This is a genomic window from Cryptosporangium japonicum (assembly GCF_039524755.1).
Lineage (GTDB): Bacteria > Actinomycetota > Actinomycetes > Mycobacteriales > Cryptosporangiaceae > Cryptosporangium > Cryptosporangium japonicum.
In genome coordinates this window covers 82957-95781 of sequence record NZ_BAAAGX010000010.1, presented here as the reverse complement: position 1 = coordinate 95781, position 12825 = coordinate 82957, and the positions used below count along the sequence as shown (strand labels likewise).

The window sequence follows — 12825 nt, the reverse complement described above, 5'->3', positions numbered from 1 at the left end:
TGCGTGCGGCGGCGATCGCGGTCGCGCCCTCGGCCCGGAGCCGTTCGACGACCGCCGCGCCGATCAGACCGGTGCCGCCGACCACCAGCGCGACCCGCCCGTGCAGTTCAAGGTCCACGGGAGGAGAACTTACCCAGCCGCCGCAGCAGGAGGACCTGGAGCAGGCCCAGCAGGTAGCCGCCGACGCTGTCGGTGAGCCAGTGCCAGGCCAGACCGGTCGTGCCGACGAACACGAGCACGCCCGGCGCCCAGCGCAGGAGCTGCCGGGCGAGCGGCGGCAGCACGCCGGAGAGCAGCACGGCCAGCACCGCGTAGTAGACGAGCCCGTTGCTGACGTGCCCGGACGGGTACTCCACCGCGGGATCGCCGCTGAACATCTCGATCGACCCGTGGTGCGGCGCGCCCCGCGACGTCCACCGCTTGAGCACCTCGACGAGGACGCTGTTCACCGCCGCGGCCACGACGGCCAGCGCGAGGGGGCCGACGGTCCGCCGCCGTACCGCCAGCACGCCCGCCACGACCAGCACCAGCGGCAGCACGAGCGCGCGCTGCCCGAGCAGGTCGAACCCGACGAGGACGGGGTGCAGCCACGGCGGCCGGTGCGCGTCGCACCAGTCCCGGACGGCGCGGTCGACCGCGAGCAGCGGCGCCCACCAGACGAGCGCCGCGGTGAGCACGACGAAGCCGGTGAGCAGCGCCGCCTCCGCCCACCAGTCCCGCAGCACCCGGACCACCGGATGACGCTACCTCGCCGTCATTGACCTATTCGCGTCGAGCGACGAACGTGGAGGCGCAGCTGAGTACATGAAACAAGGGAGTCTCATGTCTCGAACGGCGTCCGACACGATCACCGACTGGCTCACCGACTTCGAGGGCGCGCTCGCCGCCCGGGACGCGGACCGCGCGGCCCGGCTCTTCGCGCCGACCAGCTTCTGGCGGGACATCGTCGCGTTCAGCTGGAACATCACCACCGTCGAGAACCCGGACGGGGTGCGCGCGCTGGTGGCCGCCACCGCCGCCACCACCGACGCGTCGAACTTCCGGGTCAGCGAGGAACCCGAGGAAGCCGACGGGGTCGTCACCGCGTACTTCACGTTCGAGACCGGGGTGGGGCGGGGCTCCGGTCTGTTACGGCTCACCGGGGAGGGCGCGTTCACGCTGCTCACCACGCTCGACGAGCTCAAAGGACACGAGGAGACGCGCCCCAAGGGCGTGGAGCACGGCGCCCGCCGGGACCGCGTCACCTGGGCGGAGCGGCGGGCCGCGGAGCTCGCGGACCCCGACCCGGACGTCGTGGTCATCGGCGGCGGTCAGGGCGGGATCGCGCTGGGGGCGCGGCTGCGTCAGCTCGGCGTCAACCACGTGGTGCTGGACAAGCACGAACGCCCGGGTGACCAGTGGCGCAGCCGCTACAAGTCGCTCTGCCTGCACGACCCGATCTGGTACGACCACCTGCCCTACCTGCCGTTCCCGGAGAACTGGCCGGTGTTCGCGCCGAAGGACAAGATCGGCGACTGGCTGGAGATGTACACCCGGGTCATGGAGGTGAACTACTGGGGCTCGACCACGGCACGCACCGCCACCTGGGACGACGACACGAAACAGTGGACGGTCACGGTGGACCGCGCCGGCGAGGAGGTGGTCCTGCGGCCGACGCAGCTCGTCTTCGCGCTCGGCGTGTCCGGCAAGCCCAACGTGCCGGTCATCCCCGGCCAGGACGTGTTCACCGGCGAGCAGCACCACAGCTCGCAGCATCCCGGCCCGGACGACTACCGGGACTCGCGGGTCGTCGTCATCGGGTCGAACAACTCGGCGTTCGACATCTGCGGTGCGCTCTGGGAGGTCGGCGCCGACGTCACGATGGTGCAGCGCAGCTCGACGCACATCGTCCGGTCGGACTCGCTGATGGAGTTCGCGCTCGGTGACCTCTACTCCGAGCGGGCGGTGGCGGCGGGCGTCACCACGCACAAGGCCGACACGATCTTCGCCTCGCTGCCGTACCGGATCCTGCCTACGTTCCAGATCCCGGCGTACCAGGCGATCGCCGAGCACGACAAGGACTTCTACGCCCGCCTGGAGAAGGCCGGTTTCCGGCACGACTGGGGCGACGACGGGTCCGGCCTGTTCCTCAAGTACCTGCGCCGCGGCTCGGGCTACTACATCGACGTCGGCGCGGCGGACCTGGTGGCCGACGGCGAGATCACGCTCGCGCAGGGCCAGGTCGTCGAGCTGACCGAGCGCTCGGTCCGCCTCGACACCGGTCAGGAGCTACCGGCCGACCTGGTCGTCTACGCCACCGGCTACGGCTCGATGAACGGGCTGGCCGCCGACATCGTCGGGGCGCCGATGGCCGACCGGGTCGGCAAGGTGTGGGGGCTCGGCTCCGACACCACCAAGGACCCGGGCCCGTGGGAGGGCGAGGAACGCAACATGTGGAAGCCCACCCAGCAGGAGGGCCTCTGGTTCCACGGCGGGAACCTGCACCAGTCGCGGTACTACTCGCTCTACCTCGCGCTGCAGCTCAAGGCCCGCCTGGAGGGCATCCCCACGCCGGTCTACGCCCTCCAGGAGGTGCACCACATCAGCTGAGCGCCGCCAGCGCGGTGCGCAGCTCCGCCCGGAACTCGGCGACGCGGGCGAGCTTGATGTCCTCGTAGCCGCGCACGACGTCGGCCAGGTCGGCGAGACCGACGACCTGGTCGGCGTTGCCGGCGTCCAGGTGCCGGACGGCCTCGTGCACGGCCGACCGGTACTCGCCGACGAGTTCGCGTTCCACCCGGCGCACGTGGGCGTACCCGAAGACGTCCAGCGACGTGCCGCGGAGCCGGCGGGCGGCGCGCAGTGCGCGGAACGCGGGCCGGGCGGTGCGGCGCAGGCGGATCTTGCGGTTCATCCCCAGCGCGCGCAGCACCGGCGGGTGCAGCAGCACCGACACGTCGGCGTCGGCGCCGAACTCGGCGTCGCGGCGGGCCTGCTCGACGGTGTCGAGGTGCAGCCGGGCCACCTCGTACTCGTCCTTGTACGCCATGAACCGGTGCAGGCCGCGGGCGTAGGCGAGGCCGACGCGCTCACCGGCCTCGGCGCCGGCGCGGGCGACGGCGGCGGCGGTGATCCGCCGGACGTCGTCGGCGTAGCGCCGGGCGTAGCCGGCGTCCTGGTATCGGGTGAGGTCGGCGACCCGGATCGTGAGCACGTCGTCGAGCGAGGTGGCCTTGGGGGCGGCGGCCGGCCGGGTGGTGGTGAGCGCGGCCAGCACGGCGTCGCGGTCCACGACGCTCGCGCGTCCCCACCGGAACGCGGCCAGCGTCTTCTCGACCGCGGAGCCGTTGAGCCGGATCGCGGCCTCGATCGCCTCGGCCGAGACCGGGAGGCAGCCGTGCTGGTAGGCGGCTCCGAGCAGCAGCATGTTGGCCGGCATGTGGTCGGCGAACAGCGCCTCGGCCAGGCCCAGCGCGTCCACGTGCAGGTTGGCCTCGGAGCGGGTCACCGACGCGATGCGCTCCAGCGCGTCGGCGGGGCTGTCGGGCAGCACCACCCGGCCGGTCACCATGTCCGCGGTCGGGACGATCGCGGTGTTGAGCACCGCGATCGTGTGCCCGGCCCGCGCGGTGTCGAGGTTCGACTGCGCGGCCGCGCCGAGCAGGTCGAACCCGACCAGCACGTCGACGGTGCCGCGTGAGGCCCGCAGCGCCCCGGTGAGCGGCGTCTTGGACAGCCGCACGTCGCTGACGACCGGCCCGCCCTTCTGCGCGAGCCCGGTCTGCTCGAGCCCGGCCGCGTGCGCGCCGTCGAGGTGCGCGGCCATCTGGAGGATCTGCGACGCGGTGACCACGCCGGTGCCCCCGATGCCCGGCATGCGCAGCAGGACGTCGTCGCCGCCGAAGCGACGCTCGGGTTCGGGCAGCGCGACCGGGAGGTCGGGCACCGCGCGGGGCTTCACGGTGCCCGGCTCGACCAGCAGGAACGACGGGCAGTCGCCCTTCAGGCAGCTGAAGTCGGAGTTGCAGGACGCCTGGTGGATGTGGGTCTTGCGGCCGAACTCGGTGTCGACCGGCTGCACCGACAGACAGGTGGACGCCTCCCCGCAGTCGCCGCACCCCTCGCAGACCCGCTCGTTGATCACGACGCGCTCGGCCGGGGTGGGCAGCTGCCCGCGCTTGCGCAGCCGGCGTTCCTCGGCCGCGCACCGGTCGTCGTGGATGAGGACGGTGACCCCGTCGAGGGCGGACAGCTCGCGCTCGACGTCGGCGAAGTCGTCGCGGTGGCGTACCGAGGCGATCGGGTCGAGCCGGACGGTCCGATAGGCGCCCGGGTCGTCGGTGGTGACGACGACGCCGCGCACGCCCTCGGTGGCCAGCCAGCGCGTCAGCGTCGGGATGTCGAGCCGGCCCTCGGCGCGCTGCCCGCCGGTCATCGCCACGGCGTCGTTGTAGAGCAGTTTGTAGGTCATCGTGACGCCGGCGGCCACCGCGGCGCGGATCGCGAGCGACCCGGAGTGGTGGAACGTGCCGTCCCCGAGGTTCTGGACGAAGTGCCGGTCGTCGGTGAACGGGGCCAGCCCGATCCACTGGGCGCCCTCGCCGCCCATCTGGGTGAGCCCGACCTGGTTGCCGCGGCCCTCCGGGGCGAGCGCGACCATCGCGTGACAGCCGATGCCGACGCCGACGAGCGTGTCGTCGCCGGTGCGCGTCGAGGTGTTGTGCGGGCAGCCGGAGCAGAAGAACGGCGTGCGCGCCGAGATCGTCGGCAGCGCGAGGCGGGGGCGGCCGGGCGTGGCCGTCTCGCGCGGGGGCAGCCCCGCCCGCCGGCCGAGCGCGCGGGCCACGTCGTCGGCGCCGAGCGTGCCCCGCGCGGTGAGAAGCGGGCGGCCGGCCTCGTCGAAGCGGCCGACGACGACGGGCGCGTCCGGGCGCCGGTACAGCGCCTGCTTGAGGTGACCCTCGAGGAACGGGTACTTGTCCTCGACGACCAGCACCTCGTCCAGCCCGGCGGTCAGCTCGGCGAGCGCGTCGTGGTCGACCGGGAACGGCATCGCGAGCTTGATCAGCCGCAGCCCGAGTGCTTCCTGCGCGGCCTCGTCGAGCCCCAGGTCGTCGAGGGCACGCTGCACGGTGGCGAAGCTCGTGCCCGAGGCCAGGACGCCCAGCTTCGCGTCCCGGGCGCTGAACACGACGCGGTTGAGCCCGGCCGCGCGGGCGTACTCGCGGGCCTGGTTGAGCCGGCGGGTCAGCATGTCGTGCTCGGCGTCGAGCGACGCCGGGCCGACCAGCGCCGGTGAGGCCGCGCGGTGCGGACCCGACGGCACCGGCACGCCCGTGGTCAGGCCGGTGATGTCGACGGTCGCCGACGCGTCGGCCACGTCCGCGACGACCTTCAGGCCGACCCACAGTCCCGACGCGCGGCTGAGCGCCACCGCGTGCAGCCCGTACTCGACGATCTCGGCGACGGTGCCCGGCGCCAGCAGCGGCATCGACAGGTTCTCGCACATCGGCTCGCACGAGCTCGGCACGGTGGAGGACTTGCTGCCCGGGTCGTCGCCGATCAGCGCGACGACCCCGCCCAGCGACGTCGTCCCGGCGACGTTGCTGTGCCGGATCGCGTCGGCGGCCCGGTCCAGGCCGGGGTTCTTGCCGTACCAGAAGCCGACGACCCCGTCGTGGCGCGCGCCGGGCACCCGGCCGAGCATCTGGGTGCCGGCGACCGCGGTGGCGGCGAGCTCCTCGTTGAGGCCGGGCCGGAACACCACGCCGGCCGGGTCGAGGAAGCGGTGCGCGCGCCCCATCTCCAGGTCCAGGGTGCCGAGCGGGGAGCCCTGGTAGCCGCTGACGAAGACCCGCGTGTCGAGGCCGCGGACGTCGTCGAGACGGCGCTGCTCGAGCATCAGGCGGACCAGCGCCTGCACACCGGAGATCAGCACCCGGCCGTCGTCGGCGGTGTACTTGTCGTCCAGGGTCACCGTCACGGAACTCTCCTCACCGCGCTGGGCCGGGTAGTTCCCAGGAGACCTGCGTCACTGATCCGAAGCAAGCACGTTGCGGGAAAGACGCCATCGAACGCAAAATCTTGCGGCAACATCGGCGTCGAGCTGTGTTCGTTTGCGTGGGGGAGTGAGGCCGGATGACGGTCGACGACATCGACCAGGAGCTGCTCCGGCTGCTGTCGGCCGACGGGCGGCGCACGTTCTCGGAGATGGCCGGCGAGGTGGGCCTCTCGGTCGCGGCGGTCAAGCGGCGCGTCGACCGGCTGCGTGAGATCGGGGTGATCACCGGCTTCACGGTCAAGGTCGACCACACCAAGCTCGGCTGGGGCATCGAGGCGTTCACCGAGCTGCGCTACGCCGGTGCCACCCCGGTGAGCGCGATCATCACGTCCGCGTTCGCCGTGCCCGAGGTCCAGGCCGTGTACGCGATCGCCGGGGACCCCGACGCGCTGGTGCACCTGCGGGTGCGCGACATCCAGCACCTGCAGCAGGCGATCGACCGGATGCGCCGCACCGGGCCGGTGGTCGGCACCAAGACGCTGATGGTGCTCGGGTCCTGGAACCGGGACGACCCGGCGCCGGACGCCGTCAGCGACGAGCGGTGACCGCCCGGCTCACTGGCGGCTCCACCGCTGGTAGTCGCCGTCGTTGGCGTCGAACGCGTAGACCTCGCCCTTCTCGTTGCTGTCGAGGAGGAAGCCGGTGGCCTTGTCGGTGAGGTTGAAGAACGAGTCGCCGTTCTCGGCGACCGCCCAGACCTGGTAGTCGCCCCCGTTGCAGGGCATCGCGTAGACGTTGCGTGACGGGTTGCTGTCGAGGCAGAGGCCGGTGGCCTTGCTGGTGAACGTGAAGCCGCCCTCGACCTCCTCGGGGATCCACTTCTGGTAGTCACCGTCGTTGCACGGGAACGTGTAGACGTTTCCGGCGGCGTTGCCGTCGAGGCAGCGTGACGTGGCCTTGTCGATCCAGGTCACGGTCGCCGCACCGGCCGTGCTCGGCGAGGCCGAGGCGGCCGGGGTCGTCGGGTCGGCGGGGACCGTCGCGCTCGGGGACGCGGCCCCGGTCGCCGGCGCGGAGGGCGCCGACGGGGTGGGAACGGCCGCGCTCGGGCCCGGGACGGCGGCGTTCGTCGGCTCGCCCTCGTCGGAGCCGAGGACGGAGAACGCCAACGCGCCGCCGCCGAGCAGGAGGACGAGCACGAGAACGGCCACGCCGGCGACGAGCGCCGCCCGGCCCCGACGCGGAGCGGACCCGGGTGGCGTCCCGGCGCCGTTCGGGCCACCGAAGGCGGGTGGAGGACCGAACGCGGGCGGGGCGCCGAACGCGGGCGGCGGCGCCGGCTGGGTGGGTGGGCCGAAGGACGGTGGGGTGGGGCCGGGGTAGGGGGCGCCGGACACCGGTGGGCGCGGCGGGCCCGGGACCGCGCCGACGACCTCGGTCGGCGCGGCCTGGTCGCCGCTCGCCGCGGACCCCGGCGCGGTCGACCCCGGCGCCGTGCTCCCCGGCGCGGTGGACCCCGGCGCCGTGGGCGCCGTCGCCGTGCTGGAGAACGGCGTCGGGTACGTCGGCGCCGTGGTCGGGGCGGGCGGGGCGCTCGACGCCGGGGGAGCGCTGGTGACCGCGGTGACCGCACCGGCGTCGACGGGCTGGAACGCGGGGATCTGCGCCCGGCAGACCTCGATGATCTGCTCCGGGGTGGGCCGGTAGCCGGGCTCCACCGCGACGCACGCCCGGAGCAGCTCGGCGAGCCGCGGCTCCACTCCGGACAGGTCGATCTCCCCGCTCATCGAGCGCATCATGATCACCGCGCCGGTGCCGTCGCCGAACGGCTTGCGCCCGGTCACCGCGTACGTGGTGGTCGCGCCGAGCGCGAACACATCCGCCGGCGGCGCGACCTCGTTGCGCGAGAGCACCTCCGGGGCCGCGTACCCCGGCGACCCGATCGCCGCCCCGACCTGCGTCAGCGCGACGTGCTCGGTGCCGCGGGCGATCCCGAAGTCGATCAGCTGCGGCCCGGTCGAGGCCAGGATGACGTTCTGCGGCTTGATGTCGCGGTGGCAGATGCCGTGCTGGTGGATGTCGGTCAGGCCCTCGGCGAGCGCCGCGAGCAGCCGGTACCCGCCGTCCGGCGGCAGCGGGCCCCGCTGGGCGATCGCGTCGGCGAGCGTCGGCCCGGGCACGTACTCGGTGGCGAACCAGTACGGCGGCTGTTCGAGCTGGCAGTCGATCAGCGCCGCGGTGTACGCGCTGCGGACCGTGCGCAGCACCTCGACCTCGCGCCGGAACCGCGCCAGCGAATCGGAGTTGATGCCGAACCGCTCGTTGATGACCTTGATCGCCGCGGGCCGCCCGCCCGGCGACTGGCCGAGGTAGACGATGCCCATGCCGCCGGAGCCCAATCTGCCCTGAATGCTGTATCGGCCGATCAGCTGAGGGTCACTGGGCAGGAGGGGCGTCACCACGACGCAAACATTAGCGTCCATAAACCACTCCGGCCTCAGGGCTCCGCGATGTCGACCCTGACCTCGGAGAGTGGGCAGCTCACGCAGGCCAGCACGTACCCGTCGGCCCGCTGCCGCGGCGTGAGGCAGTTCGGCTCGCTCTGCGCCACCTCGCCGTCGACGAGTCGCACCAGGCAGTCGCCGCAGTTACCCACCGTGCACGAGTACGGCATCGCGAACCCGGCGCCGAGGCCCGCGTCGAGCAGCGTCTGCCCGGGCGCGACCACCACCGTGCCCACCGGCCGCCCGCCGTTCTCGACCGTCAGCCGCCGCGCCGCGGTGACCGGCACCTCCGTCCCGCTGCGGTAGCGCTCCCGGTGGACCCGGTCCGGCGGCACGCCGAGCCCGGTCACCACCTCGTCCATCAGCGGCTCGGGGCCGCAGACGTAGTACCTGGCGTCGTCGGTGGGCGCGACACCGGCGATCCAGCGGCGCACGCCGTCCGCGTCGAGCCGGCCGTCGCGGCTGGTCAGCACGTGCGTGACCGACAAGCGGTCCGGGTGTTCCCGGGCCAGGCGCGCCAGCTCGGCGCCGAAGATCACCTCCTCGGCGGTGCGGCTGCTGTAGAGCAGCGCGATCCGGCTGCGCTCGAGCATCGCGCGGATCATGCTCATGATCGGCGTGACGCCACTGCCCGCGGCGACGAACACCAGCTCGCCCGGCTCGGCCGAGAACGACCCGGACGGGCCGCGCAGCGCGAGGTGGTCACCGACCCGCAGGTCGCGGTGCACGAACGCGGAGAACCGGCCGCCCTCGACGCGCTTGACCGTGACCTCGAGCCGGGACGACCCCGGCGCCGACGAGGCCGAGTAGGCGCGCCGCAGCGGGCGCCCGCCGACGTCGGCGACGAGCGTGAAGAACTGGCCCGGCCGGAAGTCGAACGGCGCCCCGTCCTCCAGCACGAGCGTGACCGCGCTCGGCGTCTCCCGGCGCAGCGCGGTGACCCGGACGCTCCGCTGCGGGTTCGCGGCCCCGCCCCCGGCCTCGAACGAGACGTCGTCGTACCCCTCTTTGCGCAGGCCGGACCGGTAGGCGCGGTTCATCACCCCGCGCAGCATCCGACCGATCCCCGGGATCGACGCGACGCCACGCAGCAGCACCGACGACGCGCCGCTGGTGCCGGCGGCCAGGTGGCGGCCCCCGATCGCCATCAGGTCCGGCGCGCTCCGGCGGTCGAGGTGCGTGCCGGGCGACCAGAGCCGGGCCCGGCCGACCGCGCCGCCGCCGACCAGCTCCGCGTCCTCGACGTCGACGATCAGCGCCAGGTGCGGCGGCGTCCCGCGCAGCGCCATCGTGGCCAGCAGCGCGGGGTCGTCGGTGATCGCGCCGCGCCCCCGTACGTGCAGCACCGCGTCGCGGCCCGGGACGAGCGCGGCCAGCGACAGCCGGTCGTCGCGCAGCAGGTTGTGCAGGGTGTCCGCGCGCTTGTTGCCCCTCCGGTCCGGGAGGACGAGCGTGCGGCCGTCCCGGATCCGGGCCACCGCGCCCCGGTCTCCGCGCGGGCTGGTGTCGCTCCCGCCCTCGGTGTCCCAGGTGGACAGCGCCAGGAACGGCGCGGCGGCCAGGAACCCGGCGACGCCGGGCCGGGACAGCGGCCCGTCCACCGGCGCATCCGCGGCCGGGGCCGGCGGGGCCGGCGGCTGCCACAGCCGCGACCGGAGCACGGCCTGCGCGCAGTGCACGTACGCCTCGGCGACGTCGACCACGACCCGTCCGCCTCTGCGGGCGACGACCGAGCCGTTGACGCGTAACAGCTCGCCGACGCCGGGCAGCAGGAAGAACAGCGAGGCCGGGCCGTGCGGTTCACCGGGCTCGGTCAGCGCGAACGAGAGGCGGGTCGGCGAGTGCACCCGGGCGAACCCCGGCCGTCCGCCGACGAACGTGGTGCGGCTCGTACCGCCGCCGCCCCGGTAGCCGAACGCGGCGACCGGGCTCGCGGCGAGGATGGTCCGGCAACCCTCGTCGAGGGAGGCGAGTTGTTTGAGGAGGATCACCGCGGGCGGTGTCCCGACGATCCCCTCGACCTCGCCGACCGTCGTCAGAACATTGTTTTTGCTGCTCACGGTGCTATTGTGAGGGATAGCTCAGTTCTTTGACTACTCGCTTCCCGGAGCGCACCGATGCCGTCGGCCGACCGTCGTCTTCAGCCACGTCGCACGCCCCGACAGGTGCGTGCGGAGCTCACCCGCGAACGCATCCTCGCCGCGGCTGCTCACGTTTTCGTCGAGTTCGGGTACGCCGCCGGCACCACGAACCGCATCGCCGAACGGGCCCGGATCTCGATCGGCTCGCTGTACCAGTACTTCCCCAACAAGGACGCCGTCCTGGCCGAGCTGCTGATCCGGCACGTCGACCGCGGGGTGTGGCGGGGCGCCGATCAGCTCGACCTGTCGCCGGGCACCCTGGAGCAGACCGTGCGCGCGCTGGTCCGCGACGCGATCGACAACCACCAGGACGACCCGCAGCTGCTCCGGATCATGATCGAGGAGGCGCCGCTCTCCCAGGAGCTGCTCGACACGATCGCCCGGCACGGCACGCAGCGTGTCGCGCAGGTGCGCGAGGTGCTCGCCGGGCACCCCGACGTCCGCGTGCGTGACCTCGACACCGCGGCCGAGCTGATCCTGAACACCGTGGAGCTCAACACGCACAAGGTGATGGCCGACCCGCGGCACATCGGGGTCGAGGCGCTCGAGCGGGAGCTGGTCGGCATGGTCACCCGCTACCTGCTCGGCGACTGACTACCGCACCAGCGGCCCGGTGCCACCGTCCAGGTAGACCCAGCGGCCGTCGACGCGGCGGAACGTGCTGCGCTCGTGCTGGACGTGGCGCTCCCCGCCGGCCGTGCGGGCCACCGCCCGGAACTCGACGACGCCGGTGTCGTCGGCCGGCCCGCCGTCGACGGTGTCGACGATCTGCAGCGCCCGCCAGGTGATCCCCGGATCGAGCTCCAGCTCGCCGGGGCGGGTGCCCGGGTGCCAGGTGCGCAGCAGGTACGGCACCAGCCCCCGGGCGAACGCGCTGTACCGCGAGCGCATCAGCGCTTCCGCGGTGGGCGCCGCGGCACCGTCGTGCAGCGGCCCGCAGCACCCCACGTACTCCAGCCGGGACCCACACGGACAGACGCTCACGGACCGAGCCTAGGGCTTCACCCGGGCGCCCGGGGACACCGCCTCGTCCTTCGGTACCCGGGCGCCGGCGCCGACGAGGATGACGTCGTCGGTGCCGTCGAGGGTGGCGCCCGCGCCGATCTCGGCGCCGGCGTCGACGATCGAGCCGCGGACCTGCGCGCCGCGGCGGACGACCGCGCCGTGCAGCAGGACCGAGCCGGTCACCGACGCCCCCGGCTCGACGATCACGCCGGGGGAGAGCACCGACCGCTCGACCCGGCCGGCGACCTCGCACCCGGCCGAGAGCAGCGAGTCGGCGACCTCCGCGCCGCGGGCGAGCCGCGCCGGGCCGTGATGGCCACCGCGGGTCAGGATCGGCCAGGCCGGGTCGTCCAGCCGGATCGCCGGCTCGTCGCCGACCAGCTCCAGGTGCGACTCCAGGTACGCGGGCACGGTGCCGACGTCACGCCAGTACGCGTCGAACCGGTACTCCCGGGCCGCGCCCGCGTCGACCAGCTCCGGCAGGACGTGGTCGCCGAGGTCGCCGCCGTCCTCCTCCCAGTTCCCCAGTGCGTCCAGCAGCACGGCGGGGTCGAAGACGAACACCTCGTTGGCGATCACGTCGGTGGCGGGCTCGTCCGGCTTGTAGACGTAGTTCGTGATCCGGTTCCCGTCTCCGGTCTCGACGACGCCGTACCGGCCGGCCTCCTCGATCGGCCGCCGGGTGGTGACCATCGTGACGTCGCCGCCGCCCTCGGCGTGGGCGGCGACCACGGTGTCGTAGTCCAGCGCGTAGACGGCGTCCGCGCTCACCACGACCAGGTGGTCGGGGTCGAACTCGCGGATCAGCGGAGCCTGCCGCCAGAGCGCGTCGGCGGTGCCCTGGTGCCAGCCCTCCCGGTCGGTGCCCCGATGCGGGTGCAGGGTGAGCAGGCCGCCGTGGGTGCGGTCGAGGTCCCAGGGGCGTCCGTTGGCGAGGTGGTCGGTGAGCGAGACCGGGTGGAACTGCTCGATCACCCAGACGTCGTCGACGCCGGAGTGGTGGGCGTTGGAGAGCGACACGTCGATCAGCCGGTAGGACCCGCCGTACGGCACGGCGGGCTTGGCCCGGTGGTCGGTCAGCAGCTCGAGCCGCCCACCGGCCCCTCCGGCGAGAACGAGAAGCAGCGTGCGTGGCCTGGCCATGTGCCCTCCCGAGCGAACGTCGTCGTCGCTCCAGAGATGTCCCGCCGCGCGA

10 protein-coding genes are annotated in these 12825 nt (G+C 73.5%); 3 read left to right on the top strand and 7 right to left on the bottom strand.

From position 1 onward, the window contains the following. Both ABD437_RS13360 and ABD437_RS13355 read right to left on the bottom strand, forming a co-directional pair. On the bottom strand, window positions 1–118 hold a 118-nt coding region (locus ABD437_RS13360), incomplete at its 3' end, for an NAD-dependent epimerase/dehydratase family protein (RefSeq protein WP_344649457.1). Continuing rightward, the gene (locus ABD437_RS13355; RefSeq protein WP_344649114.1) at window positions 108–734 is read right to left on the bottom strand and encodes a phosphatase PAP2 family protein; all 627 of its coding nucleotides are present in this window, start codon (window positions 732–734) and stop codon (window positions 108–110) included. The genes ABD437_RS13355 and ABD437_RS13360, both read right to left, overlap by 11 nt. Before the next feature lie 88 nt (window positions 735–822). On the opposite strand from ABD437_RS13355, the gene ABD437_RS13350 reads away from it, so the two are divergent. Continuing rightward, window positions 823–2589, top strand: coding sequence for a flavin-containing monooxygenase (locus ABD437_RS13350; protein WP_344649113.1), 1767 nt, complete (start codon window positions 823–825; stop codon window positions 2587–2589). Here ABD437_RS13350 and ABD437_RS13345 read toward each other — a convergent pair. Continuing rightward, entirely contained in the window at window positions 2582–5962 is a 3381-nt protein-coding gene (locus ABD437_RS13345; protein ID WP_344649112.1) for an indolepyruvate ferredoxin oxidoreductase family protein, read from the bottom strand. The genes ABD437_RS13350 and ABD437_RS13345 overlap by 8 nt on opposite strands. Before the next feature lie 155 nt (window positions 5963–6117). On the opposite strand from ABD437_RS13345, the gene ABD437_RS13340 reads away from it, so the two are divergent. Continuing rightward, the gene (locus ABD437_RS13340; RefSeq protein WP_344649111.1) at window positions 6118–6585 is read left to right on the top strand and encodes an Lrp/AsnC family transcriptional regulator; all 468 of its coding nucleotides are present in this window, start codon (window positions 6118–6120) and stop codon (window positions 6583–6585) included. 9 nt (window positions 6586–6594) lie between these two features. On the opposite strand, the gene ABD437_RS13335 is transcribed toward ABD437_RS13340, so the two are convergent. Continuing rightward, window positions 6595–8442 carry a protein kinase domain-containing protein gene (locus ABD437_RS13335; RefSeq protein WP_344649110.1) on the bottom strand — a complete coding sequence of 616 codons (1848 nt, stop codon included), beginning with the start codon at window positions 8440–8442 and terminating at the stop codon, window positions 6595–6597. 35 nt (window positions 8443–8477) lie between these two features. Further along, window positions 8478–10544, bottom strand: a complete 2067-nt coding sequence (locus tag ABD437_RS13330) for a 2Fe-2S iron-sulfur cluster-binding protein (protein ID WP_344649109.1) — start codon at window positions 10542–10544, stop codon at window positions 8478–8480. A gap of 57 nt (window positions 10545–10601) precedes the next feature. Here ABD437_RS13330 and ABD437_RS13325 point away from each other — a divergent pair, with 57 nt between their 5' ends. Beyond that, a complete protein-coding gene (locus tag ABD437_RS13325; protein WP_344649108.1) occupies window positions 10602–11219 on the top strand; it encodes a TetR/AcrR family transcriptional regulator in 618 nt (205 codons plus the stop codon). Here ABD437_RS13325 and ABD437_RS13320 read toward each other — a convergent pair whose 3' ends face one another. Together ABD437_RS13320 and ABD437_RS13315 are read right to left on the bottom strand one after the other, a co-directional pair. Beyond that, window positions 11220–11609 (bottom strand): YchJ family protein, encoded by a 390-nt coding sequence (locus tag ABD437_RS13320; RefSeq protein WP_344649107.1) that lies wholly within the window; start codon window positions 11607–11609, stop codon window positions 11220–11222. Window positions 11610–11618: 9 nt separating this feature from the next. Beyond that, window positions 11619–12773: a glucose-1-phosphate adenylyltransferase family protein gene (locus ABD437_RS13315; RefSeq protein ID WP_344649106.1), complete on the bottom strand. Its 1155-nt coding sequence runs from the start codon at window positions 12771–12773 to the stop codon at window positions 11619–11621. Window positions 12774–12825 lie beyond the last annotated feature (52 nt).

Bases quoted from the DNA above. Each gene is read 5' to 3' on its own strand.
- ABD437_RS13325 (WP_344649108.1), top strand. From the start codon at position 10,602: ATGCCGTCGGCCGACCGTCGTCTTCAGCCACGTCGCACGCCCCGACAG.
- ABD437_RS13350 (WP_344649113.1), top strand. From the start codon at position 823: ATGTCTCGAACGGCGTCCGACACGATCACCGACTGGCTCACCGACTTC.
- ABD437_RS13340 (WP_344649111.1), top strand. From the start codon at position 6,118: ATGACGGTCGACGACATCGACCAGGAGCTGCTCCGGCTGCTGTCGGCC.
- ABD437_RS13315 (WP_344649106.1), bottom strand. From the start codon at position 12,773: ATGGCCAGGCCACGCACGCTGCTTCTCGTTCTCGCCGGAGGGGCCGGT.